Raw genomic sequence first — 26,443 nt, 5'->3', positions numbered from 1 at the left:
GCAAGCGGGCCGACCCGGCCGCTGGACAGGCCGCCTTCAGGCCGTAACATGCCCCCGCAAAAGCCCGGCCATCCGTGTCGCCAGGGCCTTCCCGGGGGAAGCCATGTCCAGGACCACCTTTGCGCTCGCCGTCGTCCTGCTGGCGGCGCCAGCCCTCGCCCACGCCGCCACCCTGGCCGTGGCGCCCGGCCCCGACGCCCAGGAGCGGCTGCAGACCGCCCTCCTCGATGCGAAACCCGGCGACACCGTCCGGATCGCCGCCGGTCGCTATGACCTGACCGACGGCCTGTCCCTGGATGTCGACGGGGTCACCGTCGCCGGCGCCGGCCCCGGCGCCACCATCCTGTCCTTCAAGGGCCAGAAGGGGTCGGGCGAGGGCCTCCTCATCACCTCCGACCGCGTCACGGTGAAGGACCTTGCGGTGGAGGACACCCGCGGCGACGGGATCAAGTCCAAGGGGGCCGACGACATCCGCTACCTCAACCTGCGCGTGGAGTGGACCGGCGGGCCGAAGGAGACCAACGGCGCCTACGGGGTCTATCCGGTCTCCTCCCAGAGGGTGCTGATCGACGGGGTGACCGTGCGCGGGGCCTCGGACGCCGGCATCTATGTGGGCCAGTCCAGGCACATCGTCGTCCGCAACAGCCGGGCCGAGTTCAACGTCGCCGGGATCGAGATCGAGAACTCCATGTTCGCCGACGTCCACGACAACGTCGCCACCCGCAACGCCGGCGGAATCCTGGTCTTCGACCTGCCCAACCTGCCCCAGATGGGCGGCCACTCCACCCGGGTGTTCAACAACCGGGTGGTGGACAACGACACCCCCAACTTCGCCCCCAAGGGCAACATCGTCGCCAGCGTGCCCACCGGGACGGGCGTGATGGTCATGGCCAACCGCAACATCCACGTCTTCGGGAACGAGGTTTCCGGCAACCAGAGCGCCGGGGTCCTGCTGGTCAGCTACACCCAGGCCTTCAACGACCCGGCCTACAACCCCTGCCGCGAGACATCGTCGTCCGCGACAACCGGTTTGGCCGTAACGGCTGGGACCCCAGGTTCCCCGGCGGCCCGGAGATCGCCAAGGCCCTGGGCGGGCCCCTGCCGCCCGTCGTCTGGGACGGGGTACGCGCCGCCGCCGGCAAGCCCACCGAGGTCAAGGTGCGCCTGGCCGACGGCCCGGTCCTCAACCTCAACCTTCCGGGGCCGGGCCGGGTCGACGCCGCCGCCCCGACCGTCAGCGCCTCGGTGGTCGACGCCGCCCTCGCCGAGCCCCCTGCGGTGAGCCTGGAGGCCGCCCGCCCGTGAGGCGCGGCCTTTTCCTGCCGGCCGTCCTGCTCTCGGCCCTGATGGGCCTGGGCGCGGCCGCGCCGGCGCCGGGGGTCGACCTGGAGGTCGTGCTCGCGGATGCGCCGGCCCCCCGCCTGTCCGACTATCGCCTCTTCCTGGACGCCGGCGCGGACCGGCCTAACGGTCGGGTGGCGCCCTACGACCTCGCCACGCCTCTGTTCACCGACCATGCCGAGAAGGCCCGCTTCGTCTTCACCCCGCCGGGCCAGCGGATCGGCTACACGCCGACAGGGATCCTGGACTTCCCGGTGGGCGCCGTCCTGGTGAAGACCTTCGCCTATCCCGCCGACCTGCGTCGCCCCGACCGCGAGGTGCGCAAGGTCGAGACCCGCCTGCTGGTCCACAAGGCCTCGGGCTGGACGGCCCAGACCTATGTCTGGAACGCCGAGGGCACGGAGGCGGTCCTGAAGCGCGCCGGCGCCCGCCTGCCGGTCCGCTTCACCGACCCTGCGGGCCGCGAGGTCGCCCTGGACTACGCCGTGCCCAACCAGAACCAGTGCAAGACCTGCCACCAGCTCGACGGCGCGGTCGCCCCCATCGGCCCCAAGGCCCGGAACCTGAACCATGAGGTGGCGCTGGCCGGCGGCGGCCGCGCCAACCTGCTGGCCCTCTGGGGCCGGGCCGGCCTGCTCGATGGCGCCCCCGCCCCGGAGGCCATGCCCCGCCTCGCCGCCTGGAACGACGCCGCCCAGCCCCTGGAGGCCCGCGCCCGGGCCTATCTCGACATCAACTGCGGCCACTGCCACAACCCCTCGGGCTCGGCGAGCAATTCGGGCCTCTTCCTGACCGCCGAGGAGACCCGCCCCGCCGCCCTGGGCGTCGGCAAGCCCCCGGTGGCCGCCGGCCGGGGCTCGGGCGACCTGGCCGTGGCCATCGATCCCGGACATCCCGAGCGCTCCATCCTGGCCTTCCGCATGGCCTCGGGCGAGCCCGGCGTCATGATGCCCGAACTGGGCCGCGCCCTGGTGCATGAGGAGGGCGTGGCGCTCATCCGCGACTGGATCCGGTCCATGCCGCCTGCAGGCCGGCCAGGCGGCTGACGCCTCCGGTTGGCGTTCGGCGCCGGTTCCGCCTAGACTGGCCTCGCCGTTGGGGGGCGGCCAGGCATGACATCCAACGCGATCCAGTGGGGCGTCTTCGCCGTCCTGACCGGGCTGATGGCCCTGGCCACCTGGTGGCAGGTGCGTCGGATGGGCGGGCGCTCCACCGACAGCAACAGCGAGTACTTCCTGGCCGGGCGGAACCTGTCCTGGCCCTTCGTCGCCGGCTCCATCACCCTGACCAACCTGTCCACCGACCAGCTGGTGGGCATGAACGGCAACCAGATGCTGCTGCTGGCCTGGTGGGAGCTCGCCGCCGTGGCGGGCCTGGCCATGCTGGCCCTGGTCTTCCTGCCCATCTACTACCGCAACAACTGCACCACGACGACAGAGCTGCTCGAGCGCAAGTACGGGTCGAAGGGGCTGAGGGCGACGGTCTCGCTCCTGTTCCTGCTGGGCAATGTCTTCATCTACCTGCCGATCATGACCTACACGGGCGCCCTCTTCCTCTCGACCATGTTCGAGGGCACCCCGCCCCTGATGGTCCTGGCGGGCGGCATCGCCGCCGTGGGGGCGGCCTACACCGTGCTGGGGGGCCTGCGCGCCGTGGCGGTCTACGACACCCTGTCGGGGGTGGGCGTCCTAGGCATGGCGGCGGCGGTGACCGTGCTGGCCATGGCGGCCATCGGCTTCGATTTCTCGGGCATCCCGCCGGAGCGTCTCAGCATGATCGGCGGGCCCGACAGCCCCATCCCCTGGCCGACCCTGCTGACCGGGATGATCTTCATCCAGATGTTCTACTGGTCCACCAACCAGACCATCACCCAGAGGGCCATGGCCGCCCCCACCCTGCGCGAGGGGCAGAAGGGGGTGTTCGCGGCCATCGTCATCCGCATCCTCTTCGTGCCGGCCATCGTGGTGATCCCCGGGGTCTGCGCCTACAAGCTGTTCGGCGACATCGGCGACGCGACCTATGGCCGGGTGGTGGCGGAGGTCATGCCCTCCTGGCTCTCGGGCGCCTTCGCCGCCTTCATGGCCGCCGCCGTCCTGACCAGCTACACCTCGGTGCTGAACTCGTCGGTCACCCTCTATGTCTGCGACCTGCACGAGCCCTACATCGCACCCAACCCGGACGTGAAGCGGCTGAACACCGTGATCTCCCTGGCCTTCATGGCGCTGTCGATCGCCCTGGTGCCGGTCTATTCCGGCGCCGCCTCGATCATCAACCTGGTGCAGCAGCTGAACGGCCTGCTCTCCATGCCCATCCTGTCGGCCTTCATCCTGGGGCTGGTCTTCCGCAACGTGGACGCCCGGGCCGCCATGGCCGCCGTGGGCTTCGGTGTCGGCCTCTACGCCGTCTTCACCTTCGTCTGGACGCCGGTCCACTACATCCACCTGATGCTGGTGACGCTGATCGCCTGCCTGGGCGTGGGCCTCGCGGTGAACCGCCTGGTCTTCGGTCGCCGGGCGGAGCTGGGGGTCTTCGGTCGGGCCTAGGCGCTCAGCGGGCGCTCATCCCTTCGAGTGCGGCCGGGATCTGCTCCGCCAGGAAGTCGAAGGTGCGCCGCACCAGGGGATTGCCGCGGATTTCCCGGTGGGTGACCAGCCAGCAGGGCAGGGGCGGGATCCGCAGGTCCGGCAGGACCTGCACCACGCCGGAGAGGAAGGACAGGTTGTAGCCGGCGACGAAGCCCACGCCGGCGCCCGCCGCCAGGAGCCGACCGTAGGCCAACTGGTCGTCGGTCAGGATGTGGAAGTTCTCGCGGGTGACCGGCAGGCCGCCGGCGGCCAACCCCCGCACCATCGTCTCGTCCCGGTCATAGCCCACCAGCCGGTGGCGGAGGAGGTCCCCGGGGACCTCCGGCGTCCCGGCCCGGGCGAGATAGTCCCGGTGTGCGCAGGCGACGATGGGGATATCCGCCAGCTTTCGGGCCACCAGGGAACCCTGGGCCGGGCGCGCCATTCGCACGGCGATGTCGGCCTCCCGCCGGATGAGGTTGGACAGGGCGTTGGAGGCGACCAGCTCGACCCGGATGCCGGGCTCGGCAAGTTGAAGGGCCGCCAGGACGGGCGGCAGCAGGTAGCTGGCCGCCACCTGGCTGGTGGTGATGCGGACGTCGCCGGTGGTCTCGGCCCGCGCCCGGGTGAGACGATGGCGCAGCCGTTCGGCGCCCTCCTGCATGGCCCGGGCGTCGTCGGCGATGGCCAGGGCCAGGGCGGTGGGCGTCGCGCCACGCCCGGTGCGCTCGAACAGGGGCGCCCCCAGCTGCGCCTCCAGCTGGGCCACCTGCCGGGACAGGGTGGGCTGGTGCGCGCCCAGCCGCTTGGCGGCGCCGCTCAGGCTGCCGGCGTCCAGGACGGCCAGGAAGCTCCGGACCAGGGTCCAGTCGAAGGCGTCGAGGCGGGGGTCGGCCAGGGTGGAGGACATACGAAAACGTATACCTCAGTTACGCACATCGCAAATGGCCGGATGGCCGGGAGAGGCGCAGTCTGGCCTTCACCGGCCCCGCGCCGCGCCGCAACAGGAGCTTCCCATGACCCGCCGCACCGTCCTCGTCCTCGGCGCCAACGGCCGCTTCGGCGCCGCCGCCGTAAAGGCCTTCGCCGATGCGGGATGGCGGGTCCTGGCCCAGGCCCGCCGCGCCCAGCCGACCCTGCCGTCGGGCGCCGAGCCGCTGGACATCGCCCTTGGCGAGAAAGAGGCCCTGGCCGCCGCCGCCGTGGGCGCAGAGGTCGTGCTCCACGCGGTCAACCCGCCCTACACCGACTGGGAGGCCCAGGTCATGCCGCTCGGACGCCAGGGCATGGACGTCGCTGAGCGGCTCGGCGCCCTCTTCATGCTGCCGGGGAATGTCTATGGCTACGGCGAGGCCATGCCCGCCCGGCTGTCCGAGGACACGCCCGAGCACCCGACGACCTCAAAGGGCCGGCTCAGGGTCGCGCTGGAGGGTGAGATGCGCGCACGCGCCGAGGCGGGAGGCTTCCGCGCGGTCGTCCTCCGGGCCGGGGACTTCTACGGATCCGGCGAGGGCTCCTGGCTCGACCTGTCGATCGTCAAGGACCTGGCGAAGGGACGGCTGGTCTATCCCGGCCCCCTCGACCTGCCGCACGCCTGGGCCTACCTGCCCGACCTCGCCCGGGCCTTCGTGGCGGTGGCCGAAAGGTCGCTCCAGGACGGGACGCCGGCCTTCGAGACGCTGCACTTCGCCGGCGACACCCTGACCGGCGCCCAGCTGCTGGATCTCATCGAGGCCGCCGCCGCCGACATCGGCGCGGCCCCCGCCCGCGGCTTCCGCCGGGGAGGCATGCCCTGGGGCGTGATCCGGCTGATGGGCGCCTTTGTCCCCAACCTGAAGGCGGTGGCCGAGATGAGCTATCTCTGGCGCGTCCCTCACGCCCTGGACGGCGCCCGCCTGGCGACCCGGGTGGGAGAGCTGACCGCCATCCCGCCCCGCCAGGCCCTGGCCCAGGCCCTCCGTGACCTCGGCTTCGGCGCGCCTGCACGCTGACGCGCACCCCGTTTCCCCCAACCCCCATCTGAAGGGTCCCGCCCATGTCCTCCCATGACACCGCCGCCCCACCGCCCTCCCGAACCCTGTTCCTCTTCGCCGGGATCGTCCTCCTCCTCCAGGGCTTCAGCATCTTTGCGCCCATGGCCGTGCTCGGCGGGGCGATCCAGTGGCCGGACAGCCTGGACTACCCGCCCGCGCGGATGCTGCCCCTGCTCCTGGCCCAGATCGACGCCGTTCGGCTCGGTTACGGCCTCTACCTCGGCTACTCCCTGCTCTTCCTGGTGACCGGCGTCCTGACCGTGCGCCTGGCCTCCCGCCCGGGTCCGCTGGGCGTTCTCGGCCTGGTCGCCGTTGGCGCGGCGGCGGCTTCCGCACTCGCCCGGGCGATCGGCATCCTCCGCTGGCTGACCGGCAGTACAGCCCTGGCGGAAGCCTATTCCGCGCCCGGCCTTTCTGCAGATGCCCGCACGGCGATCGAAGCCACTCAGGGCGCCATCAATTCCTGGGGCGGCGCCATCGGCGAGGCCCTGGGCGTGGCCGCCTTCGCGGCGATCTGGGCGATCTCGGCCAGCCTGCTGATCCTGCGCGATCGCCAGCTCCCGGCCTGGGCGGGCCTGGCGGGCCTTGCGGCCGGCGCCCTCGTGGCCCTTCCCGGGCTCGAACTCTTCGGCATCGCGCCACCCGTGTCGATCGTGCTCTCGACCACCGGGATCCAGCTCTGGTTCATGGCGCTTGGCCTCTTGTTCCTGTGGCGCGGGCGCCGCCGCGCCGCCTGACCTATCCCAGCGGCGGCAAGTCCCCGCTGAAATTCACCACCGAGGTCCAGGTGACCCCCGACAACCTGCCCTACCGCTGGGAGGACGCCCGCCCGATCACCGCGCCGGACAAGTAGGGGGCGCCCCTCTTGCCAAGCCTGGTCCCGGTGGCTCACCCTGAGGCGATGGAGACCACCGGAAGACACGCCGCCTGGCGTCGTTGGGCGTGCCTGGCGATCCCCCTCGCCCTGGCGGGAGGGCTGTCCGCCCTGGCGACGACGCGCGCCCTGGCCGCCGATCCCGGGAACGGGCAGGGGGCCTGTCGTAGGGACCTGGAGTTCATTCCGGGCTTCCTTCTGGAGAACGACACCGGCGCCCCCGAGCACCTCGGGAGGCTTGGCGGCCCAGCCCTGGACAAGGCCATGGCCGAGGCGCGGGACCGGATCGCCGCCGACCCGACCGGCGCCGAATGCCGCTCCATCCTGAAACGCTATGTGAGGGCCTGGCGGCCGGGACACATTGACGTCTCGCCGGCGCCGGGGAAGACCCCGGGCGATGCCGCTACCCTACCGGCCGAACCGCCTGCGCGACCGGGCCTCGCCTCCCTGCGCTGGCTCTCGGACAAGACTGTGCTGGTCACCCTGCCCACCTTCGACCCCGCTGAGCGGGAACACCTCGAAGCACTCCTGGTGTCCCAGCGGCGCCGGCTCGACCGGACGCCCAACTGGATCCTGGACATCCGGGACAACGATGGAGGCTCCGACTCGACCTACGCTTCCCTCCTGGAGGCCATCATGGTCAGCCCGCGCATGGAGGTGGGCGCGGAATTCCTGTCCACCCCCGCCAACATCGCCAACACCGCCGGGCTCTGCGAGGTCTACGGGGACGCTTCCTGCGCGGCTGCGGTCGCGCCCCTGGTCGACGCCATGCGCGGCGCCCGCCCAGGCGACTACGTCCTGCCCCCGGGCGCAAGGAAGCGGCCTCGGTCGAGCGCGACCACCGCGCCCCCCGAGAGGCGCCGCGCCGGGTCGGCGTGATGATTGACGAGGCGTGCGCCAGTTCCTGCTGTCGGTGCGTCAGAGCTACAACGTCAAGCTGTTCGGGCGGCGCACGGCGGGATCCCTCGACTATTCGAACCTCAGGCCACAGGTGCTGCCTTCGGGCGAGCGGCTGCTTTGGTATGCGACCTCGCGCTCCCTTCGCCTGCCGTACCTACTGGTCGACGCCGCAGGGATTCCCCCGGACATCTATTTTCCGCCAGTCGCGGCGGCAGAGGACCCGGGTGCGGAAATCGAACGCGTGAGGGCCTGGCTGGAGGCCCCCTGAGGGGAGCAACTGAGCGCTCTGACTCCTCCCATTTCCGGGGGAAGTCGGCCCTGGGGTTCAGCCGTCGTAGAACAGTTTCGGGTGCAGGCCGATGACCCGGCGTTCCCGATCCGTGGTCGCTCTGGCGATGGCCTCGGCGGAGAGCGGGTTGCTTTCCGCCGTCGGCAGCAGGCGCTGGGCGATGTCCCGCCGCCCATAGTGAACCTGGAGGAAGAAGCGGCCGTGATCGCCGTCCAGGGTCGGCATGCGACGATGCCATACGTCGGAGACGAACAGTCCTGCGTCCCCGGCCTGGGTGATCAGGGGCGTGACGCGGGCGCCTTCATAGTCGAGGTCATCGTCCAGATGGCGGCCCGGTGGCGGCGGCCGGCCCGACAGGTGGCTGTGCGGCAGGACGCCGGTCGGTCCGTCCTCGAGGGCGCAGTCCTGCAGATAGATGTGGACGCCGATGGCGAACACCGGGTGGGGAATGTCGGCCGGCCAGCGCACACCCTCAGGCAGGGGCACATGCGGGCCTGCATCAATATGCCAGTTCTGCCCGGCATGCGCGCCGGGATCGCCGGCGGGATTGCGCCAGGCGGTGTTGGCGATCACGTGGCAGTCCTCGCCCAGCAGGGGCTCGATCACCGACAGAAGGCGCGGATGGGCGCAGGCGCGCTGCGCTGCGGCGCTGCGGTTCAACATGGCGTATCGGAACATGGCGGCGTCATCTTCCGCGCGCCGGCGCCCGTAGTCCGGAGGATCGCGCTCGAAGACCTCGCTGACCTCGCGCCTCAGCTCAGAGAGCTCGTCAGCGTCCAGCAGGCCACGGATGATGGTGTAGCCCTCGCGCTCGAGCTGGGCGGTTTCCGCGCTCGCGGGCTCGGCGCGAAATTCAAGATAGGGGCGACCGCGTCGGATCATCTTGCAGGCCCTTTGCGCGTGCGGGGTGGGGGTCCTAACGGTTGGATACCATTGGGCCCGGGGGGCCAGCAAGGCGGAGGACGTCGCGGGTCCCCGTCCTCGTCCGCCGGAACGGGAGCGCGGGTGTGACCTGGGCCTGCGGCCTCGCCAAGCTCTACTCGGCCGGGTTCCAGTGAGATGACGCCGAGCCCTGGGTGGCCATCGCCTCAGACCTGATCGCGGACTTCGGCGACCAGATGGAGGGGCCAAAGAAAAAGGGTCCCCGGCGCGCCGGGGACCCTTGAACTCACCGCCCTTGGGCGGGTCGGATCAGAAGCGGTACTGCACTTCCAGACCGAAGATGCGCGGAGGCGTCAGTTCGAAGTTCCGGGCGCCGTTGAGGTACCTGTCAGACGCAACAGTCGCGCTGTTGTTCCGCTGAGAGGCCGCGACCGCGGCGGCGTAGCCGTCCTCGTCGAGCGCATTCTTGACGTAGGCGATCACCGTGTACTTGCCGCCCGTCGGCATCCAGAGCAGACGCAGGTCCACCTGGTCCCAGGAATCTGTGGCGTTGTAATCACGGCTGAAGACGTTCGCGTAGGACTCCGACCGGTAGAGGTAGCTGGCGCCGGCGACGATGTCCCCGGCGTCAGTCCGGAAGGTGTAGGTGCCGTTGACCGCCACCTTGTGCTCCGGCGCCTGCGGCAGGTCGTTTCCGACGATGCTGACGGCTCCGGTGTTGACGTTGTCGTTCACATCCACGAGCGGGTCGCTCTTGGTGATCTCGGTCGGGTTCCAGCCGTAGTCCAGGGTCAGGCGGAGGGCATCCACCGGCCGCCAGATTCCGCTGAACTCGACCCCGTAGGACTCCGCCTTATCGATGTTCACGAACTGGGTGACGTTTGTCGCGCCGACACGAACGGCCACCGGAGCCTGAAGGCCGCGGTAGTCGAGGAAGAAGGCCGCCAGGTTCACCTGGAACCGGTCAAAGTCCTTCTTGTACCCGATCTCGTAGGAGTTGACCGTCTCCTCGTCCGCCTTGGGCACCGCGAGGAAGCCGCCGGCCGAGAAGCCGAACGCCTTGTAGCCGCGGCTGTAGCGGGCGTAGGCCATGGTGTCGCTGTCCGGCTCCCACTGGACGCCGAGGGTGCCGGTGACGGCGTCGGAAGACCCGTCGAGGTTACGGCTGGCGATGCCGGTGGCCGGATCGACCACGTACTGGCGAACCACCCCGTTGGTGTTCACGCCAGGTGTGCTGACGCCCGGGATCAGGCCGGCCGTGCTCTTCGGCGCGAGGGCGTCGGTGAGGTCCATCGCCCCGTTCCCCAGGCCATTGAGGCCGGCGAGCGCCGGGATTCCCAGGACGGGGGCCAGGCGCGCGGTGGAGTTCAGGTCGCCGAGCAGGCTGCCCCAGTTTGCGGCGGTGCCCGGACCGAAGGCGCCAAGGCCGAGGGCCGGGTAGAGGCCGGGGTAGCAGGCGTCCGAGTTACAGACAATGCGCCGGTATTCGGTCCCGAATTTGTCGTCCTGGGTGTAGCGCAGGCCGGCGGTGAACTTGAGGGCGTCGGTCATCTGGTAGTCAATCTGACCGAAGACCGCCTTGCTCTCGGTCGTCAGGGCGTAGTTGCCCGTCGACCAGTAGTTCTGGGGATTGCGCGCCGCGCCCAGGATCGGGGTCTGGAGTGAGGACGGGCCCACCAGGAAGAAGTCGGCCGTGCTTCCGGTGCCGGTGTACTGCTCGTTGAAGTAGAAGGCGCCGACAATCCACTGCAGCGGACCATCGTCCGTCGACGAGATGTTGATCTCGTGGCTGTACCACTTCGGGTACTCGAAGTAGTGATACCCGTTGTTGGCGTTGACCGTCAGGGGTGAGCAGTTAACCGGGGAAAGTCCCGCGGAAAACAGATTGCCCACCGTTCCGCAAATCGACCCAGGCGCCAGGGGGATCTGATAGGACAGGACATCGGTGCCGTCCGTATCGCCGTAGAGGTCGTACTTGTACTCCTGGTAGCCGCCGACATACTTAACGTCGATCGTCGGGAAGTGATAAACGAACTGGGTCGTGAACGAGTTCACGTCGCTCAGGGAAACCTTCTGGGCGATGTTCCCGCTGAAGGTCCGATTGTCCAGCGCCGCCGGGTTCGACTTGACGGTCGAGCCATTGAACTGGCGAAGGCTGCCCGGAACAATGCCGGCCAGGCCGGTCTCCGGGGTCAGCCCGTGGGCCGAAGCGTAGACGATCGAATAGTTCGGATCGAGCCGGCCGGTCGAGAAGGGGTCGGCGCGGTAGCCGGACCGGGCGCCCGGACCGCCGCGGTTGTCCCAGCCGAGCGTCTTGTACGACGCCCAGAACTCGGCGTTCTCGCCGAGATCGGCCTCGAGCTGGACCTGGACCTGGTATTCATTCCGCACGGAGCCTTCCGAAGGCTGGCCCGGCGTCACGTTCTTGAAGTAGCCCTGCCGCTGGTCGAGCTTGTAGCCCGACACGCGCAGCCGCAGCCCCTCGGTGAGGGGGCCGGAGGCGGCGAACTGCAGGTTGGTGAAGTCGTAATTCTCCACGATCCCGCGGACTTCGGCGTAGAGTTCCTTGGTCGGCCGCACGGAGATCACGTTGACCGTGCCGCCGATGGCGTTACGGCCGTAGAGGGTGCCCTGGGGGCCACGGAGGATTTCCACCCGCGCCACATCCAGGGGCGGGCCGCCCGCGAGGACGGTCGAGGTGGTGAAGAGGCCGTCGATATAGATCGACACCGCGCCGTCCACGGCGTGCACGTTGGTGAGTCGGCCGATGCCGCGCATCGAGGCGCGGTCATTCGACGACTGGTAAACGAAGCCCGGGGTGAAGTTGGTCAGGTCCTGAACGGTCGAGATGCCGACCAGGTCGCGCTGCTTGCTGGTGAAGGCGGAGATCGCGACAGGAACGTCCTGAAGGCTCTGCTCGCGCTTTTCGGCGGTCACCACCAACTCGTCGATGGTGTTCATGGCGTTCTGGGCCTGGGCCGAGAGACCCACCGCGCTCGCGGCGAGAATGCTCGAAGCCAACAGTATGGCCTTGGACTGCATCTGGTTTTCACTCCCCTTTATGAAACTGCCAGCGCTATTGCCTGTGCATCGCGCCACGCTGGCTGACAGCGAAAGGCAAGTCAATCCCACGACGGGGTGATGCGATTTGCGTGAAATACGTTTTCGTGACGCCGCAGGCTTGGCCCGGGATTGCGATCCCCGCCGATCACGCGGCGGTGCGGACCGGCAGGGTCTCGTGGTCCATTCTGCGGTTTGGGTTCAGGCGGCCTGTCGGGCCAGCCACCTCGATCCGGTGGAAGCGCTCGAGGAGATTCTGGCGCACCAACCCCATCCCTGCAGGTGTCCGGTCTTCAGCCCGGCCGGGCCGCCGGGGCGTCCACGAACAGGACGGTCGCCTCGGCCACCCGCCGCTCGCCCGACATCAGGCGGGCGTGGACCAGGGTCTTGCGCCCGTCTTCTTCCGTGCGGTCGAGGAAGACCTGCAGCCATTCGCCTGGCCCCGCCGCTGCGCGGTAGTCCAGGGTCATCCGCGCCGTGAGCCGGCGCCGGCCGCCTGACCGGGCGACAAGCATGTAGCCCGTCGCCACGTCCATCAGGGTGGCGATGACCCCGCCGTGCAGGCCGCCCCGGGCGTTGAGGTGGTTGGGTCCGACCCAGAGCCCGACCTCCAGCTCCTCGCCCTCGCCCCGGCTCATGAACCCGCCCAGGGCGTCCAGCACCGGGCTCGAGCGCAGGATCGGGCCAAAGCCTTCGGGCGGGGCGGTCAGGGGCGAAGACATGAAGCGGTCCCTCCAGGAGAGGCTGTCGACAGATAGGGAAGCGGAGGCGGCGGGGCAAAGCGGGAAAGGCCGCCCCTCCCGGTAGGCCCCCCCGCCGCCCTTGTCCTCATCCGGGTGACCGCCCAAGGGCCTCGAGGTCGCGCGCCAGCCAGGACTTCCGGAAGCCCCTGCCTGTCAGCAGCCGGCGGAAGTCCTCTCGGCTGTCGAAGTGCTGCAGCTGGCGGTGGTAGTAGTTCACGTATTCCAGGACGGCGAGGACCGCGCAGGCGGTGGCGACATTCCGGTCGGCCAGGCCCGCTGACCAGGCGGGAACCCACCATCCCGCCAGGGCGGTGGCGCATCCCGCCAGGGTCAGGACCAGGGCCGGCGCCTTCCAGGCCGCGAGGCGTCTCAGGAGCGCCGCGAAGTCGCCGCCATCCCCCCGAAGCCGCCGAACCTTTCCTCGCCAGTAGAGCGCGCCGATGACCAGGAGCAGGACCGTCGCCGCCATGGGCGCCAGGGTGATCCAGCCCACCTTGCCGCCGGCCAACCAGATCAGGAAGGCCGGCACGAACAGGACGTTCGCCGCCTCCATCTTCCAATAGGGGTCCAGTCGCTTGAGGAGATCGGCGCGGGTCTTGGCGGCCACGGGGAACCTCACCGGGTCAGGTCTTGCAGGGACGGAGCCTACATCAGGTCGGGCGGATGCGCAGGGCCGGGAATTCATGCCCGCGCTGCCGGAAGGGCAGGGCGCATACCTGTTGCCAGGCCCTCCGCCAAGGCGGGCAGCTCGACCGGGCGCTGGCTCTCCGACCCGGCGCGCGCGATCGGTACGGCCTGGGGGTGCAGCTGAGGGGCCCTTGACCCCCTCAGTCGGCTTCGCCGACAGCTCCCCCTTGGGGGAGCAACTGCTGTGTCATTCCTCCCCCCAGGGGGAGGTGGACCGCGCAGCGGGCCGGAGGGGGTCAACGGCATCGCCGCCCCGTCCCCTCAGCCTTTGTCGGCGAACTCGTAGACCACGTCTTCGAAGGCGTCGGCGGCGAAGGTGTAGAGGATGCGCAGGGGCTCATCCCCCTCGCTCCAGGCGGCGTGCCAGGCGTCGCCGGGGATGAAGACGGCGTCGCCGGGCGCCAGAGGGCGCATCTCGCCGTCCAGGTCGATCACCCCGCGCCCGGAGAGGATGTAGTAGGTCTCGGCGTGGGCGTGGCGGTGCAGGCCGGGGCGGGTCGCCAGGGTGGCGCGCACCTCGGCCACGCCCTGGACGAGGCCCCGGGTCGGGGTCCGCTCGCCGCTGAACAGGGTGCGCCAGGTCACCAGGCCGGGCGCCGGCTCCTCCCAGCCCTCCAGCTCGCAGTCGGCCTCGTGGACAAGGGTGGCCTGGACGGACATGGCGCGCGCCTCTGCTGGAAGGGAAGCCCGTCAGGGCAGGATGCGGACCGGCAGGGTCTCGTAGCCCTTGACGAAGTTGGAGTTCAGCCGCCGCGGCGGGGCCACGACCTCGATGCGCCGGAAGCGCCTGAGGATCTCCTCCCACACCACCTTCAGCTGCATCTCGGCCAGCCGGTTGCCGACGCAGCGGTGGATGCCGAAGCCGAAGGCCACGTGCTGGCGGGGCCGGGTCCGGTCGATCACGAAGCGGTCCGGATCGGCGATGACCTCGCCGTCCCGGTTGCCCGAGACGTACCACATGATGACCTTGTCGCCCTTGCGGATGGTCTTGCCGCCCAGCTCCACGTCGCGGGTGGCGGTGCGGCGCATGTGGGCCACGGGGCTCTGCCAGCGGATGATCTCCGGCACGGCGGAGTCCAGCAGGGCGGGGTCGGCGCGCAGCCGGTCATAGGCGTCGGGATTGTCCTGGAAGGCCAGGAGGGCGCCGGTGATTGAGTGCCGGGTCGTGTCGCTGCCGGCCACGGTCAGGAGGACCACATTGCCCATGTAGCCGAACATCTGGCCGTCCTTGCGGGTGACCGGGTCGCTGGCCAGCAGGGACAAGAGGTCGTCCCCCGCACCGCCCTTGCGGGACTCCCACAGGCCCACGAAGGTCTCGAAATAGGGCGTCAGGGCCGCCTGGCGGTCCTCGTTGGTCCGGAACTCGGCGCCCTCCCCCGTGGGGGCGAGGATGATGTCCGAGGCCTGGGGCAGGAGGCGCCGCGCCTCGAAGGGAAAGTCGAACAGGGTGGCCAGCATCTGGCTGGTCAGCTCCACCGAGACCCTGTCGACGAAGTCGAAGGTCTCGCCCACCGGCAGTTCGTCGAGGATGGCCGCCGCCCGGCTGCGGATCAGGGGCTCCAGCCCGGCCAGGCCTTGGGTCGAGAACCGGGGCATGACCACCCGCCGCTGGGCGTCATGGTCCGGCGGGTCCAGGCCGATGAAGCTGGAGAGTGCGTTGGGCTGGTAGCCGTCCTGGATCGCGATCCCGCCCCGCTCGGAGGAGGACGAAAAGGCCTCGTGGTTGGAATCCACCGCGACGATGTCGTTGAAGCGGGTCACCGACCAGTAGGGCCCATACTCGCTGTCGGCGCAGTAGTGGACCGGATCCTCCCGCCGCAGCCGCTCGAACCAGGGCCCCCAGGTGTCGCTGGTGAAGTGGCTGACGTCCGCGACGTGGAACCGGTCGAGCGGCGTCGCCGCGGCCCGCTCCCGGGCGGATTGCATCAGGGCGCTGTCGCCTTCGGCCATGGCGGGTCTCCTCGGGTCCTTGCGAGAAGAGTGCGCGCGGCGGGGCGGGGTGGCAAATGGGAAGTTGGGGGGCTGGGACCGCCGAGGTCGGCTTGCTGACCTCGTGAGGGTGGTCCTATGCCCTCCGCTCAGGGTCTCACCAAAGAGCTGGTAGTTAGGGTGCAACGTCCTCGAAGCGGCCAGCGGGAACCACAAGATCATAGCAAGTTTATAGCAAGGTTCAGGTCGCTCGATGAAGCCAGCTTGCGGCGACCCGCCAAGACGCTTGGGTGTCTCAAAAGCGGAAAATGAGACGCATTAAGACGCTTTCTAAGACGAAAACCGTCTTAATGCGTCTCAGCCTTGCGGCACTCGGAGGCGGCTTTCACGTCCCGCTATTGCCGTTGGCGTGCAAATCACCAATGCTCTTAGAAATCGTAGCGGCCTCCGGGGGGAGATTTGCCGAATTTCTATGCCATCACGACTGAACTTGTAGGTGCGTCGGCTTCGCTCGCGGGCCTAATCCTCGTATTCATGGGCGCGATCTTCTCGGGCTTCGAAGGCTATCCGGTCCAAGACCGAAAGCATGTGCTGAAGGGCTATAGGGCCAAAGCCAGGTCGGCTTTGGGAGGTTTCCTTCTCTGCCTTGCCTCTCTAGCGACTGGGTTGGGCGGTCGGCTCTACATGAACCAATGCTGGAGCGCGATTTCCCTCGCGCTGCTGCTAGGGGCGATCACATGGATCGCCTTGATCGCCTTCAACGGCGTCAAGGAGATTGCCTGATGGCCCTTACCCTCGACGAGGAGCAAAAGCTCGAAGCAGCGGGTCTGATTGCGTTCTTCTTGACAAGTCAGGCGACCTGGCTTGCGACCGTTAAGAGGACCCATGCGTTCCTCAAGGCGACACTACCGTCTGGCACGACCATCCGCCCCGACGATCTGGCCAAAACCCTCTTGCCACTGGTCGAAGTGGACGAGCCGCTTCAGGCCCAGCTGGCTATGAAGAAGCTGAAACCAAAATACTGGTTTCGCTACTTCACCAACCTGATTATCGATCGTCTCTGGACGCAGATTGAGGAGGACGGAGATGTCGCAAACGGAAATTCTAGCCGAGGCTGAACGGCTTGTGCGCGAGACGTTCTCCACCGACCGAAAGCAGAGGCTAGACGAAAAGACGCTCAAAGCTGTAGCCGAGAAAATCGCTCGCTCTGTGCCTGCCGTGGAGAAGCGCGCAGCGTAGAAATTGGCAATTCGCACTTAATTCGGCACCCAAAGTGGGACCGAAAGTGGGACCCGACCAATTCGGCGGCGTATTTCCCTTATTTTTCAAACAAGGGTGGCGGAGAGGGTGGGATTCGAACCCACGGTACCCGTAAAGGTACGCCGCATTTCGAGTGCGGTGCTTTCGACCACTCAGCCACCTCTCCGACGAGGAACGGCGCCCCGGAGGGGGCCGGTGAGGGCGAGGCGCGGAAACTAGCGATGGCGCCGGGCGGAGGCAAGCCCGGCTGAGCGCCGGGCCCCTAGGCCTCGTCGTCCTCCACCGGCAGCACGGCCAGGCCGTCCTCGTCGGCGTGGAGGATGTCGCCGGGCACGAAGACCACGCCGCCGAAGGCGACGGGGGCGTCGCGCAGGCCCTCGCCGCGCTTGACCGTGCGCATGGGGCAGGTCCCCAGGGCCTTGATCCCCAGGTCCATGCCGGCGAGCTCGGCCGTGTCGCGCACGGCGCCGAACACCACCACCCCGGCCCAGCCGTTCCGCACGGCGTCGGCGGCGAGGTTGTCGCCCAGCAGGGACCGGCGCAGGGAGCCGCCGCCGTCCACCACCAGCACCGCGCCATCGCCGGGCTCGGACAGGGCCTGCTTGACCAGGGCGTTGTCCTCGAAGCAGCGCACGGTGCGGATCGGGCCGGAAAAGGCCGCGCGGCCGCCGAAGTCGCGGAAGGGAACGTGGCAGACCTCGATCACGTCCTCGTGGGCGTCGCAGAGGTCGGCGAGGGTGGGCATGGGGCGTCTCCGCAAGAGGGGTCGGCGGATCGATGCCCCGCCGCCGCCCGCCGCGCCAGCCCTTTTCCGCGCCCGGGGCCTACTTCGGCGGGGCGTTCACCACCTGGTAGGCCGTGCCGCCGCTGGTCTGGACCGGCTGGTAGTACTTGCCGTTGCAGTAGAGGTAGACCTGCCCGCCGGACATCTGCTCCTTGCAGTCGCCGCCATTGCTGTCGGTCGGCTTGCTGGTGATGATGGAGCCGACGATGGCCGCCCCGGCGGTCACCGCCGCGGTCTTGCCGACGAACTCGAGGAACTCGTTGTCGTCGTCGTCATAGTAGTAGCCGCCGCCATAGTAGTAGCCGCCGGACCGGTAGCCCGGAGGCGGGGCGCCGTAGCGGCGCTGGTCCATGGGCCGGCCGTTGTTGACCACCACGGTGTTGCCGCCGCTGCCGACATTGACGTTGCCGCGGCCCGGGGCGTTGACGCTGGAGCGGGCCGAGGAGCGAACGTCGCGGGGGCCTTCGACGCGCTTGGCCGGGCCGGGCCCGACCGCCGCGCGGGCGACGGGCGCACCGCCCCGGGCGGCGCCGCGCGCCTGGGAGAAGGCCTCGGCCGGCAGGATGACCGCCAGGGCCAGGACCGGCGCCATCAGGTGAAGGGTTCGGATGCGCATGCGGGGTCTCCTCACTTCGCGGCCGGTTCGTCGCGGAACCGGATCTTCTTCGCGCCGGGCGCGGGCTTGAAGGTGAACTGGCCGTCCGCGTGGCGGGGGGCCAGGTTCCAGCTCATCACCGCCACGTACTGGGGCTGGGCGGGGTCGGTCAGGGAGGTGATGACCATCTTGCGGGGCAGGGGCTTGTCGCCCTGGTCGATCCAGACCTGGAAGTCGACGCCCGGCTGGCGGAAGGCGTAGTGGTCGGTCGCCACGCCGCCGACCTTCGCCGAGCCGACGCGGAAGCCCTCGCTCGGCCTGGGCGTCACCGCCGAGGGATCGCCCCAGCGGAACAGGTCCTGCAGGGGAAAGTCGATCCCGTAGGCCGTGTAGGCCTTGCCGAGCAGGGTGGAGATCGAGCCGGTCAGGGGCGCCTGGGCGTAGTAGCCGTCCTCGCCGGCGACGGTGAAGGCCGCGCCGTCATAGGTGAGGTTCACCACCCCGCGCGGGCCCTCGATCCGGGCGGCGAGGCGGTTCGGCGTCTCGACGGCGTAGTCGACGGTGCGCTCGGTCTGGATGCGCTGGCCGCTGTTCAGGATGACGTCGCTGGCGGTCTCGACATGGACGTCGAAGGCCTTGAGCGAGCGCAGGTAGGCGCCCATGCGGTCCAGGGCCGCGGCCGCCGCGGGGTCGAGCGCAGGGGCGGCGGCGGGCGCCGGCGTCTTCGGCGGCGAGGCCGCCAGGACGGCCTGGGGCGCCATCGCGCCCGCAAGGGCGGCGGCGAGGAGGAGGGTTCGGGGACGAGGCATCGGATGTCCTGTGGAGGCTGCAAGACGAGCCTGCACCCTGCGCCCGCCGCGCACAGTCCGGTATTGGGCAATTGGCAAGAGCCCTATCTGCCCGGGTTATGGCCGCCCTCCAATTCCTCCCCCCATCAGGGAGAGGTGGACCGCGCAGCGGGCCGGAGGGGGTCTCCTGAGTCGCCGTCGACCCCCTCACCGGGCTTCGCCCGCCTCGGGGCTTTCCCCGTTCGCCGGGGCGCGGTAAGCCCTGCCGGTCAAACCGGCGGAAGCACACCGGAAGGGGAGGAAGATGAGCCTCAAAGGCAAGGCCTACATCATGGGGGCGTGGGAGCATCCCACCCGCGACGCCCCCGACAAGACCAGCGCCCAGCTGCATTTCGAGAGCGCCCGCGGCGCCCTGGCCGACGCCGGCCTGTCATTCGACGACGTCGACGGCTACTTCTGCGCCGGCGACGCGCCGGGCTTCGGCGGCATGTCCATGGTCGACTACATGGGCCTGCGCAATGTCCGCCACCTGGACTCCACGGAGACCGGCGGCTCCTCCTACATCCTGCACGTGGGCCATGCCGCCCAGGCCATCGCCGCCGGCAAGTGCCAGGTGGCCCTGATCACCCTGGCCGGGCGTCCGCGCCAGGGCCAGGGCGGCCGCCCCGGCGGCGGCGGCGCGCGTCCCGGCCAGCTGTCCGACGGCCCGCCCGAGGCCGGCTTCGAGAACATCTACGGCGGCTCGACCCACAACACCTACGGCATGTGCGCCATGCGCCACATGCACGAGTACGGCACCACCTCCGAGCAGCTGGCCTGGATCAAGGTGGCCGCCAGCCACCACGCCCAGTGGAATGAGCACGCCTTCCTGAAGGACGTGGTCACCGTCGAGGACGTCGTCAATTCGCGGATGATCGCCGATCCCCTGCACCTCCTGGACTGCTGCGTCGTCACCGACGGCGGCGGCGCCCTTATCGTCACCTCGCCCGAGGTGGCCCGCAGCCTGAACCGGCCGAAGGTCAAGGTGATCGGCGCCGGCGAGGCGCCCAAGGGCCCCAGCGGCGGCCACGGCCTGGACCTGACCTATTCCGGCGCGGTCTGGTCCGGTCCCCGGGCCTTCGAGGAGGCCGGCGTCACCCCCGCCGACATCAAGTACGCCTCCATCTACGACAGCTTCACCATCACCGTGCTGATGCAGCTCGAGGACCTGGGCTTCTGCCCCAAGGGCCAGGGCGGGCGCTTCGTGGCCGACGGCAACCTGATCTCGGGCGTCGGCAAGCTGCCCTTCAACACCGACGGCGGCGGCCTGTGCAACAACCACCCCACCAACCGGGGCGGCATCACCAAGGTCATCGAGGCGGTGCGCCAGCTGCGCGGCGAGGCCCACCCCAAGGTCCAGGTGGCCAACTGCGACCTGGCCATCGCCCACGGCACGGGCGGGTCCCTCGGCACGCGCCACGGCGCGGCCACGGTCATCCTCGAGCGGGAGTAGGACGATGAGCGAAGCTGAAGCCAAGCCGGCCGGCCGGGCCATTCCCGCCCCCGCCGTCACCGTCGAGTCCAAGCCCTTCTGGGACGCCGCCGCCGAGGGCCGGTTCCTGATCAAGCGCTGCACCGCCTGCGGCAAGGCGCACTGGTACCCCCGGGCCATCTGCCCCTTCTGCGCCTCGGACGACACCGTGTGGGAGGAGAGCCCCGGGGAGGGCGTGATCTACACCTTCTCCATCATGCGGCGCTCGCCCACGGGTCCCTACGTGATCGGCTACGTCACCCTCGACGAGGGCCCGGCGGTGCTGACCAACTTCGTGGACTGCGACCCGGACAGCCTGAAGATCGGCCAGAGGGTGAAGGTGCGCTTCCAGCCCACCGAGGGCGGCCCTCCGGCGCCGGTCTTCCGTCCGGCCTGAAGCGCCATTGCTCCCCCAAGGGGGAGCTCCGCGCGCAGCGCGGTGAGGGGGTCAACGGCGGCTCAGCTGACCCCCTCCGGCCCGCATTCGCGGGCCACCTCCCCCTGGGGGGAGGAATTAGGGAGCCATTGCTCACCCAACGGGGAGCTCCCGGCGAAGCCTGGGCGGAGGTCAACGGCCTCACCGCCTCCTGTTCAGCGTCTGTTAACCAAAGCGGGAGCCTAAGGGACGACAGTTTTCAGGCTCAGGCAAAGGATGGCCGACATGCGCAAGATCCTCATCCTCGCGGCCGCCGCGGCGACCCTCGCCGTGGCCGGCTGCAACACCATCGCGGGCGTCGGCAAGGACGTCCAGGCCGCCGGCAGCGCCGTCACCAAGACGGCGGACGAGGCCAAGGACGGCGTCAAGAAGTAACCCGAAAGGGACTTTTCGCCTCCGGAACCGCCCGGTCGCCCGCAAGGCGGCCGGGCTTTTTCATGCCCGGGCGTCCGCCGCCATCCGCTCCAGCAGGGCTTCGGCCTCCCGGGGCGACTTCACCCGGTGAAGGCGCAGGCCCGCCCACTTCGGGTCCGCGAACCGCGCCTCGCGCTTGGCGTTCGCCCGGGTGCGATGGCGCAGGGTGAACCAGACCGGATGGTCCTTGTCGAACCAGCGGGTGAAGTGCTCGCGGTTGCCCGTTCCCCACAGCTCGCGCCCCGTGACCGCCCGGTTCAGCGTGCGCCTTAGGAGCCGCGGCATGCTGACCGAGAGGGGATAGTCCAGCCAGATGACGTCGGTGGCCCGGCTCCAGATAAGGTCCTGGCAGATGGTGTAGTTGCCGTCGGTGACCCATCTCTCGCCCCGTGTGGCGGCCTCCACCCGGTCGACGAAGGCCTGAGGGTCCTCGCTGTGTAGGTCGCGCCAGCCCGGCAGCCAGTTCAGGGCGTCCAGCTCGACCCGCTCCAGGCCGAGCCGCTCAGCCAGGCTGGCGGCCAGGGTCGACTTGCCCGCCCCGGAAACCCCCATGATCGAGATGCGCATCAGGCCTTCCTTCTTCGCTGGAACACAGTCCCCTAACCCATGGCGGCTCGGGAGACCCCCTCCGTCCCGGGACTGGCGTCCCGGTCCACCTCCCCCTGATGGGGAGGAATTATGGAACCCATTGCTCCCCCAAGGGGGAGCTCCGACCGAAGGTCGGTGAGGGGGTCAATCCCCCTCGCCGCAGACCCCCTCCGGCCCGCTGCGCGGTCCACCTCCCCCTTGGGGGAGGAATTAGAGCGCTCAATTGCTCCCCCCAGGGGGAGCTGTCGGTGAAGCCGACTTATAGGGGGTCACCGGCCCCTCCGCCATCCCCTCACGGCTTCTCCAGACCCAGCTCCGCCCAGACCTCGTCGGTGTGCTCGCCCAGGCGGGGCGGGTGGCGGCGGATGTTGCTGGGCGAGGCGGCGAACTTCACCGGCGGCTTCATGGCGAGATACGGACCGGCGTGCGGGTGCTCGTGGCGCTCGAAGAAGCCCACGGCGGACAGGTGCGGGTCGTCGGGCAGGTCGTCCAGCCGGGCGGTGCGCACCACCGGGATGGACAGGGGCTTGAGGAGGTCCAGCCACTCCTGGGTCGTCTTGGTCTGGGTGACCTCGCCGACCAGGCCATAGAGCTCCTGGATGTGCTTGCCGCGGGTGGCGTAGTCGGAGAACCGCGGGTCCTTGCCGAAGCTCTCGGCCATGCCGGCGGCGGCGAAGAACTGGTCCCACTGCTTGTCCGTGTAGGGCAACAGGCCGATGTAGCCGTCCTTCGTCTGGTAGGGCCGGCGGTTGGGATTGGCCACGCGCTGGTAGGCCCACTGGCCGATGGGCGGGTCGAAGGCGTGGTCGTAGAGGTGCTCGACCAGGGTGAAGCTGGTCATGCACTCCAGCATGGGCACCTCGATGAACTGGCCCTCGCCGGTGCGCTCGCGGTGCAGGAGGCCGGCGGTGATGGCCTGGCTCATGAACAGGCCCGAGACCTTGTCGGCGACCAGGGTCGGCAGGATGCGCGGCGTGGGGTTCCCGTCCGTGCGCGGCAGGAGGTCGGCCAGGCCGGAGGCCGACTGGATCAGGTCGTCATAGGCCGGCTCGCCGGCATAGGGCCCCTCCGAGCCATAGCCCGCCGCGTGGACATAGACGACGTCCGGACGCAGGGCGCGGACATCCTCGTAGGCCAGGCCCAGGCGCTTGAGGCCCTCGTAGCGGATGGAGGTGGCGAAGACCTCGCACGAGCGGATCAGGGCCTCCATCAGCGGCTTGGTCGCCGGGTCCTTCATGTCCACCACCACCGAGCGCTTGTTGCGGTTGATGGTCAGGAAGATCGGGCCCAGGTCCCGGGGCGCGCCCTCGGGCACGTGGCCGGCCCAGCGCATGATGTCGCCGCCGTCGCCGCGCCCGGAACCCGGGTCCTCGATCTTGAACACCTCGGCCCCCTGGTCGCCCAGGATCTGGGTCGCATAGGAGCCGAAGACCACGCTGGTCAGGTCCAGGATGCGGATTCCCGCCAGCGGGCCCGTCGCCGTCGTCGCAAGTTCCCGGGTTTCCGCCACGTCGTGTCTCCCCTTGGCCGTTTCCGCCGTTATGATCGCCCCAGCGGATGGCGCAAGCCGGGAGGAGACCGCCTCATGGACTTTCAGCTTTCCGAAGAGCACCGGATGCTCAAGGACCTCGCCGAGCGCTTCGTCCGCGAGGAGCTCATCCCCCTCGAGGGCGCGGTCCTGGCCCGGGACGCGGCCGGGCAGGGGATCTGGCTCTCGCCTGAGGAGCGGGCCCGGATCGACGAGGTCTCGCAGAAGATGGGCCTGTGGGGCCTGGACGCCCCGGAGGACGTCGGCGGCTTCGACCTGCCCCAGGTGGCCCTGATCGGCGTCAACGAGGCCATGGGCTCGACCATCACGCCCTACACCCTGCCGCCGGACTCCCCGAACCTGCGCATGCTGATGGCCACGGTGAACGAGCGCCAGCGTGAGGCCTACCTGGCCCCCTACGCGGCGGGCAAGACCATCAGCGCCATCGGTATTTCCGAACCTGGCGCGGGCGCCGACCCGGCGGGCATGACCACCCGGGCCGAGCGCGACGGCGACGACTGGATCCTCAACGGCCGGAAGATCTGGACCAGCCGGGCCGAGCAGGCCGACTTCACCATCGTCATGGCCGTGACCGACAAGGCCAAGGGCTCCCGCGGCGGCATGAGCGCCTTCCTGGTCGACAGGGACACGCCCGGCTTCAAGATCCTGCGCCGCATCCCCATGCTGGCCGGCGCCTTCACCTACGAGATCGCCCTCGACGACGTCCGCGTCCCGGGCTGGAAGCTGCTGGGCGTCGAGGGGCAGGGCTTCGCCCCCATGCAGGTGCGCCTCGGCACCCGCCGCATCGAGATGGCCGCCTGGTGCATCGGCCTCGCCCAGCGGGCCCTCGACATGATGATCGAGTACGCCCCCCAGCGCGTCACCTTCGGCCAGCCCCTGTCCCAGCGCCAGGCGGTGCAGTGGTGGGCCGCCGACGCCGCGACCAAGATCCACGCCGCGCGACTGATGACCTATCACTGCGCCTGGAAGCTGGACCAGGGCCAGGACGTGAAGAACGAGATCTCGATGATCAAGGTCTTCGCCACCGAGATGGCCTGGGAGGTCCTGGACAATGTCATGCAGTGCTTCGGCGCCATGGGCATGACCAAGGAACTGCCCCTGCACCTGATGGCGGCCAGCATCCGCAACATGCGAATCTACGACGGGCCCTCCGAAGTCCACCGCATGGTGGTCGCCCGCAACCTCCTGGGAGTGAAGAGATGACCACGACGACCGAGCGCCCCGAGATCACCGTCGAGAAGACCGGCCACATCGCCGTGGTCACCCTCGACCGGCCGCCCAACAACCACGTCTCCGTGCCGCTGATGCGCGACCTGGCCGACCTCCTCGAGAAGATCGACGCCGACGACGAGGTCCGGGCCGTCGTCCTCGCCTCGGCCGGCAAGGCCTTCTGCGCCGGCGCCGACCTTGTCGCCCCGGACGGGATCGGCGGCTCGGGAATGAACGGGATCAACGACCTCTACACCCAGGCCGTGCGCCTGTTCTCGGTGGAGACCCCCATCATCGCCGCCGTGCAGGGCGCCGCGGTGGGCGCGGGCCTGGGCCTGGCCCTCGTCGCAGACTTCCGCATCGCCTCGCCCGAGGCCCGGTTCACGGCCAATTTCGTCAAGCTGGGCTTCCATCCCGGCTTCGGCCTGACCCACACCCTGCCCCGGGTGATCGGCGAGCAGAGGGCTAACCTCATGTTCCTGACGGGCCGTCGGGTGAAGCCCGAGGAGGCCCTGGCCTGGGGCCTGGTGGACGAGGTGGTCCCCCAGCCCGAACTGCTCGAGGCGGCCAAGGCCCTCGCCGCCGAGATCGCCGAGAACGCCCCCCTGGCGGTGGTCGCCACCCGCAAGACCCTGCGCGCCGGCCTCGCCGCCGCCGTCCGGGCCCAGACCGACCACGAGCATGGCCAGCAGACCATCCTGCGCGCCACCGAGGACTTCGCCGAGGGCGTCCGCGCCGTGGCCGAGCGGCGGCCAGGCAACTTCAAGGGCCGGTAGGCGCTAGCAGGTCCCCCAATTCCTCCCCCAAGGGGGAGGTGGGCCGCGCAGCGGGCCGGAGGGGGTCAGCGGCGATGGGGATTGACCCCCTGACCGGGCTTCGCCCGGAGCTCCCCCTTGGGGGAGCAATAGCTCTGTAATTCCTCCCCCCAGGGGGAGGTGGACCGGTGCGGCGCCCCGGGACGGAGGGGGTCAACGGCGACTGACGGAAGGCCGGCGATCAGCGCAGGCCGACGGCCGGCCGCTTCAGGGCCCGGGCCGCGCCCACCAGGGCGGCGTAGGGGTGCTGGATGAGGGTGGTCGGGATCTCGGCCATGTAGGCGCTCATCCGGCCCTTGGCCTCGAAGCGGCGGCGGAAATCGCCGCCCGCAAGCCGGTCGGCCATGCGCGGCGCCAGGCCGCCCGAGATATAGACCCCGCCCCGGGCGCCGTAGGTCAGGGCCAGGTCGCCGGCGACGGATCCGAGGATGGCGCAGAAGCGGTCCAGGGTCTCGCTGGCGAGGGCCTCGCCCTTGCCCGCCGCCGCAGTGACCGCCGCCTCGTCCGCCAGGACCGGCTCGACACCGCGGATCTCCGCCAGGGCCGAATAGAGGTTGAACAAGCCAGGACCCGAAAGGATCCGCTCGATGGAGGTTCGGCCAAAGCGGCGGCTGAGGATCCGGTCGACCTCGATCTCGACGTCGTCGGTCGGGGCGAAGGCCGCATGGCCCCCCTCGCCGGCCACCTCCACGTCCCCCCTTTCCGACCGGGCCAGGCCCGCGACGCCGAAGCCCGTGCCGGCGCCCAGGACCACCAGGGGGGCGAAGTCAGCTCCCCGGACATCCGGGCCGATCCGCCTCAGGGTGTCCGCCGGCAGGAGCGGGGCCGCCAGGGCCTGGGCGGCGAAGTCATTGATCAGCCGGACGGACTCGAACTCGAAGGCGACGAAGAGCTCGCCCTCGGAGGCCCGCCAGCTGTTGTTGGTGAACTGGATCTCGCCATCCACCACCGGCCCGGCCACCGCCAGGACGGCGCGTCCCGGCCGCTTCCGGCCCAGGGTCTTCTCCAGGTAGGTCGCGATCACCTCCGTCAGGGAGGGATAGTTCCTCTCCTCGTAGGTGACGGGGTGGCGGATATGCCCTTCCTCGTCGACCAGGGCGAGGCGGGCGTGGGTGCCGCCGATGTCGCCGACAAGCCCGGTGTACACGTTCTTCAAGGTCTCACCCCGCAGGCGCAGGCATGCGCCGGTCCGG

Annotated in this window: 28 protein-coding genes and 1 tRNA gene; 15 read left to right on the top strand and 14 right to left on the bottom strand. The window is 69.7% G+C overall.

Going from position 1 to position 26,443, the window contains the following annotated elements:
- Positions 1–103: 103 nt before the first annotated feature.
- The 3 genes from HYN04_RS10940 (at position 104) to HYN04_RS10930 (ending at position 3,884) form a co-directional block, all read left to right on the top strand.
- Complete coding sequence (locus tag HYN04_RS10940; protein ID WP_199285956.1) at positions 104–1,282, top strand: parallel beta-helix domain-containing protein; 1,179 nt, start codon at positions 104–106, stop codon at positions 1,280–1,282.
- Positions 1,283–1,301: 19 nt separating this feature from the next.
- Positions 1,302–2,387 carry an SO2930 family diheme c-type cytochrome gene (locus tag HYN04_RS10935; protein ID WP_241962614.1) on the top strand — a complete coding sequence of 362 codons (1,086 nt, stop codon included), beginning with the start codon at positions 1,302–1,304 and terminating at the stop codon, positions 2,385–2,387.
- Between the two features lie 66 nt (positions 2,388–2,453).
- The gene (locus tag HYN04_RS10930) at positions 2,454–3,884 is read left to right on the top strand and encodes an SLC5 family protein (RefSeq protein WP_110450789.1); all 1,431 of its coding nucleotides are present in this window, start codon (positions 2,454–2,456) and stop codon (positions 3,882–3,884) included.
- A gap of 4 nt (positions 3,885–3,888) precedes the next feature.
- Here the strand turns inward: HYN04_RS10930 and HYN04_RS10925 are convergent, their stop codons facing one another.
- Positions 3,889–4,815, bottom strand: coding sequence for a LysR family transcriptional regulator (locus tag HYN04_RS10925; protein ID WP_110450788.1), 927 nt, complete (start codon positions 4,813–4,815; stop codon positions 3,889–3,891).
- 106 nt (positions 4,816–4,921) lie between these two features.
- On the opposite strand from HYN04_RS10925, the gene HYN04_RS10920 reads away from it, so the two are divergent.
- From HYN04_RS10920 to HYN04_RS10905, 5 genes are read left to right on the top strand one after another with little or no spacing between them, the layout of a single operon-like run.
- Positions 4,922–5,896 carry an NAD-dependent epimerase/dehydratase family protein gene (locus HYN04_RS10920; RefSeq protein WP_110450787.1) on the top strand — a complete coding sequence of 325 codons (975 nt, stop codon included), beginning with the start codon at positions 4,922–4,924 and terminating at the stop codon, positions 5,894–5,896.
- Positions 5,897–5,940: 44 nt separating this feature from the next.
- On the top strand, positions 5,941–6,675 hold the full coding sequence (locus HYN04_RS10915) for a DUF4386 family protein (RefSeq protein WP_110450786.1): 735 nt from the start codon (positions 5,941–5,943) through the stop codon (positions 6,673–6,675).
- A complete protein-coding gene (locus tag HYN04_RS13510) occupies positions 6,648–6,791 on the top strand; it encodes a hypothetical protein (RefSeq protein ID WP_162599630.1) in 144 nt (47 codons plus the stop codon). The genes HYN04_RS10915 and HYN04_RS13510 overlap by 28 nt, the downstream gene beginning before the upstream one ends.
- A gap of 48 nt (positions 6,792–6,839) precedes the next feature.
- Entirely contained in the window at positions 6,840–7,691 is an 852-nt protein-coding gene (locus HYN04_RS10910; protein WP_110450785.1) for a S41 family peptidase, read from the top strand.
- Positions 7,692–7,704: 13 nt separating this feature from the next.
- The gene (locus HYN04_RS10905) at positions 7,705–7,980 is read left to right on the top strand and encodes a hypothetical protein (RefSeq protein ID WP_110450784.1); all 276 of its coding nucleotides are present in this window, start codon (positions 7,705–7,707) and stop codon (positions 7,978–7,980) included.
- Positions 7,981–8,037: 57 nt separating this feature from the next.
- Here HYN04_RS10905 and HYN04_RS10900 read toward each other — a convergent pair whose 3' ends face one another.
- The 6 genes from HYN04_RS10900 to HYN04_RS10875 form a co-directional block, all read right to left on the bottom strand.
- Positions 8,038–8,883: a phytanoyl-CoA dioxygenase family protein gene (locus tag HYN04_RS10900; RefSeq protein WP_110450783.1), complete on the bottom strand. Its 846-nt coding sequence runs from the start codon at positions 8,881–8,883 to the stop codon at positions 8,038–8,040.
- Between the two features lie 309 nt (positions 8,884–9,192).
- A complete protein-coding gene (locus tag HYN04_RS10895) occupies positions 9,193–11,925 on the bottom strand; it encodes a TonB-dependent receptor (protein ID WP_110450782.1) in 2,733 nt (910 codons plus the stop codon).
- 311 nt (positions 11,926–12,236) lie between these two features.
- The gene (locus HYN04_RS10890; RefSeq protein WP_110450781.1) at positions 12,237–12,665 is read right to left on the bottom strand and encodes a PaaI family thioesterase; all 429 of its coding nucleotides are present in this window, start codon (positions 12,663–12,665) and stop codon (positions 12,237–12,239) included.
- Between the two features lie 106 nt (positions 12,666–12,771).
- On the bottom strand, positions 12,772–13,293 hold the full coding sequence (locus tag HYN04_RS10885) for a hypothetical protein (RefSeq protein ID WP_110450780.1): 522 nt from the start codon (positions 13,291–13,293) through the stop codon (positions 12,772–12,774).
- A 341-nt stretch (positions 13,294–13,634) separates the two neighbouring features.
- Complete coding sequence (locus HYN04_RS10880) at positions 13,635–14,033, bottom strand: cupin domain-containing protein (protein ID WP_110450779.1); 399 nt, start codon at positions 14,031–14,033, stop codon at positions 13,635–13,637.
- 30 nt (positions 14,034–14,063) lie between these two features.
- Complete coding sequence (locus HYN04_RS10875; RefSeq protein WP_110450778.1) at positions 14,064–15,323, bottom strand: cytochrome P450; 1,260 nt, start codon at positions 15,321–15,323, stop codon at positions 14,064–14,066.
- 438 nt (positions 15,324–15,761) lie between these two features.
- Between HYN04_RS10875 and HYN04_RS10870 the strand changes: the two genes are divergently transcribed.
- Both HYN04_RS10870 and HYN04_RS10865 read left to right on the top strand, forming a co-directional pair.
- Positions 15,762–16,085 (top strand): hypothetical protein, encoded by a 324-nt coding sequence (locus HYN04_RS10870; RefSeq protein WP_110450777.1) that lies wholly within the window; start codon positions 15,762–15,764, stop codon positions 16,083–16,085.
- Positions 16,085–16,420, top strand: coding sequence for a hypothetical protein (locus tag HYN04_RS10865; protein ID WP_110450776.1), 336 nt, complete (start codon positions 16,085–16,087; stop codon positions 16,418–16,420). The genes HYN04_RS10870 and HYN04_RS10865 overlap by 1 nt, the downstream gene beginning before the upstream one ends.
- A gap of 218 nt (positions 16,421–16,638) precedes the next feature.
- On the opposite strand, the gene HYN04_RS10860 is transcribed toward HYN04_RS10865, so the two are convergent.
- The 4 genes from HYN04_RS10860 to HYN04_RS10845 form a co-directional block, all read right to left on the bottom strand.
- Positions 16,639–16,728, bottom strand: a tRNA-Ser gene (locus tag HYN04_RS10860).
- A gap of 96 nt (positions 16,729–16,824) precedes the next feature.
- Entirely contained in the window at positions 16,825–17,307 is a 483-nt protein-coding gene (rraA, locus tag HYN04_RS10855) for a ribonuclease E activity regulator RraA (RefSeq protein WP_110450775.1), read from the bottom strand.
- A gap of 79 nt (positions 17,308–17,386) precedes the next feature.
- Positions 17,387–17,962, bottom strand: coding sequence for a DUF6515 family protein (locus HYN04_RS10850; protein WP_110450774.1), 576 nt, complete (start codon positions 17,960–17,962; stop codon positions 17,387–17,389).
- 11 nt (positions 17,963–17,973) lie between these two features.
- A complete protein-coding gene (locus HYN04_RS10845) occupies positions 17,974–18,750 on the bottom strand; it encodes a DUF2092 domain-containing protein (protein ID WP_110450773.1) in 777 nt (258 codons plus the stop codon).
- Positions 18,751–19,033: 283 nt separating this feature from the next.
- Between HYN04_RS10845 and HYN04_RS10840 the strand changes: the two genes are divergently transcribed.
- From HYN04_RS10840 to HYN04_RS10830, 3 genes are all read left to right on the top strand, one after another.
- The gene (locus HYN04_RS10840) at positions 19,034–20,221 is read left to right on the top strand and encodes a thiolase domain-containing protein (RefSeq protein WP_110450772.1); all 1,188 of its coding nucleotides are present in this window, start codon (positions 19,034–19,036) and stop codon (positions 20,219–20,221) included.
- Between the two features lie 4 nt (positions 20,222–20,225).
- On the top strand, positions 20,226–20,636 hold the full coding sequence (locus HYN04_RS10835) for a Zn-ribbon domain-containing OB-fold protein (RefSeq protein ID WP_110450771.1): 411 nt from the start codon (positions 20,226–20,228) through the stop codon (positions 20,634–20,636).
- A gap of 264 nt (positions 20,637–20,900) precedes the next feature.
- Complete coding sequence (locus HYN04_RS10830) at positions 20,901–21,050, top strand: entericidin A/B family lipoprotein (RefSeq protein ID WP_110451399.1); 150 nt, start codon at positions 20,901–20,903, stop codon at positions 21,048–21,050.
- Positions 21,051–21,110: 60 nt separating this feature from the next.
- Here HYN04_RS10830 and HYN04_RS10825 read toward each other — a convergent pair whose 3' ends face one another.
- Entirely contained in the window at positions 21,111–21,656 is a 546-nt protein-coding gene (locus HYN04_RS10825; protein WP_110450770.1) for an AAA family ATPase, read from the bottom strand.
- Positions 21,657–21,969: 313 nt separating this feature from the next.
- On the bottom strand, positions 21,970–23,187 hold the full coding sequence (locus HYN04_RS10820) for a CaiB/BaiF CoA transferase family protein (RefSeq protein ID WP_110450769.1): 1,218 nt from the start codon (positions 23,185–23,187) through the stop codon (positions 21,970–21,972).
- A 75-nt stretch (positions 23,188–23,262) separates the two neighbouring features.
- Between HYN04_RS10820 and HYN04_RS10815 the strand changes: the two genes are divergently transcribed.
- Complete coding sequence (locus HYN04_RS10815; RefSeq protein WP_110450768.1) at positions 23,263–24,429, top strand: acyl-CoA dehydrogenase family protein; 1,167 nt, start codon at positions 23,263–23,265, stop codon at positions 24,427–24,429.
- Positions 24,426–25,211 carry an enoyl-CoA hydratase/isomerase family protein gene (locus HYN04_RS10810; RefSeq protein WP_110450767.1) on the top strand — a complete coding sequence of 262 codons (786 nt, stop codon included), beginning with the start codon at positions 24,426–24,428 and terminating at the stop codon, positions 25,209–25,211. Before HYN04_RS10815 ends, HYN04_RS10810 begins: the two co-directional genes overlap by 4 nt.
- 220 nt (positions 25,212–25,431) lie before the next feature.
- On the opposite strand, the gene glk is transcribed toward HYN04_RS10810, so the two are convergent.
- On the bottom strand, positions 25,432–26,397 hold the full coding sequence (glk, locus tag HYN04_RS10805; RefSeq protein WP_241962724.1) for a glucokinase: 966 nt from the start codon (positions 26,395–26,397) through the stop codon (positions 25,432–25,434).
- Between the last annotated feature and the right edge of the window lie 46 nt (positions 26,398–26,443).

The organism is Phenylobacterium parvum (assembly GCF_003150835.1).
Taxonomy (GTDB): Bacteria; Pseudomonadota; Alphaproteobacteria; order Caulobacterales; family Caulobacteraceae; genus Phenylobacterium; species Phenylobacterium parvum.
The sequence above is the reverse complement of the archived record's forward strand: the minus strand, read 5'-3'. Positions and strand labels throughout refer to the sequence as shown.

Coding starts and splice junctions, on each gene's coding strand:
- rraA (WP_110450775.1), bottom strand. CDS start 17,307: ATGCCCACCCTCGCCGACCTCTGCGACGCCCACGAGGACGTGATCGAG.
- HYN04_RS10840 (WP_110450772.1), top strand. CDS start 19,034: ATGAGCCTCAAAGGCAAGGCCTACATCATGGGGGCGTGGGAGCATCCC.
- HYN04_RS10835 (WP_110450771.1), top strand. CDS start 20,226: ATGAGCGAAGCTGAAGCCAAGCCGGCCGGCCGGGCCATTCCCGCCCCC.
- HYN04_RS10915 (WP_110450786.1), top strand. CDS start 5,941: ATGTCCTCCCATGACACCGCCGCCCCACCGCCCTCCCGAACCCTGTTC.
- HYN04_RS10930 (WP_110450789.1), top strand. CDS start 2,454: ATGACATCCAACGCGATCCAGTGGGGCGTCTTCGCCGTCCTGACCGGG.
- HYN04_RS10895 (WP_110450782.1), bottom strand. CDS start 11,925: ATGCAGTCCAAGGCCATACTGTTGGCTTCGAGCATTCTCGCCGCGAGC.
- HYN04_RS10875 (WP_110450778.1), bottom strand. CDS start 15,323: ATGGCCGAAGGCGACAGCGCCCTGATGCAATCCGCCCGGGAGCGGGCC.
- HYN04_RS10825 (WP_110450770.1), bottom strand. CDS start 21,656: ATGCGCATCTCGATCATGGGGGTTTCCGGGGCGGGCAAGTCGACCCTG.
- HYN04_RS10865 (WP_110450776.1), top strand. CDS start 16,085: ATGGCCCTTACCCTCGACGAGGAGCAAAAGCTCGAAGCAGCGGGTCTG.
- HYN04_RS10940 (WP_199285956.1), top strand. CDS start 104: ATGTCCAGGACCACCTTTGCGCTCGCCGTCGTCCTGCTGGCGGCGCCA.
- HYN04_RS10850 (WP_110450774.1), bottom strand. CDS start 17,962: ATGCGCATCCGAACCCTTCACCTGATGGCGCCGGTCCTGGCCCTGGCG.
- HYN04_RS10925 (WP_110450788.1), bottom strand. CDS start 4,815: ATGTCCTCCACCCTGGCCGACCCCCGCCTCGACGCCTTCGACTGGACC.
- HYN04_RS10830 (WP_110451399.1), top strand. CDS start 20,901: ATGCGCAAGATCCTCATCCTCGCGGCCGCCGCGGCGACCCTCGCCGTG.
- HYN04_RS10810 (WP_110450767.1), top strand. CDS start 24,426: ATGACCACGACGACCGAGCGCCCCGAGATCACCGTCGAGAAGACCGGC.
- HYN04_RS10880 (WP_110450779.1), bottom strand. CDS start 14,033: ATGTCCGTCCAGGCCACCCTTGTCCACGAGGCCGACTGCGAGCTGGAG.
- HYN04_RS10890 (WP_110450781.1), bottom strand. CDS start 12,665: ATGTCTTCGCCCCTGACCGCCCCGCCCGAAGGCTTTGGCCCGATCCTG.
- HYN04_RS10900 (WP_110450783.1), bottom strand. CDS start 8,883: ATGATCCGACGCGGTCGCCCCTATCTTGAATTTCGCGCCGAGCCCGCG.
- HYN04_RS10920 (WP_110450787.1), top strand. CDS start 4,922: ATGACCCGCCGCACCGTCCTCGTCCTCGGCGCCAACGGCCGCTTCGGC.
- HYN04_RS10910 (WP_110450785.1), top strand. CDS start 6,840: ATGGAGACCACCGGAAGACACGCCGCCTGGCGTCGTTGGGCGTGCCTG.
- HYN04_RS10845 (WP_110450773.1), bottom strand. CDS start 18,750: ATGCCTCGTCCCCGAACCCTCCTCCTCGCCGCCGCCCTTGCGGGCGCG.
- HYN04_RS10815 (WP_110450768.1), top strand. CDS start 23,263: ATGGACTTTCAGCTTTCCGAAGAGCACCGGATGCTCAAGGACCTCGCC.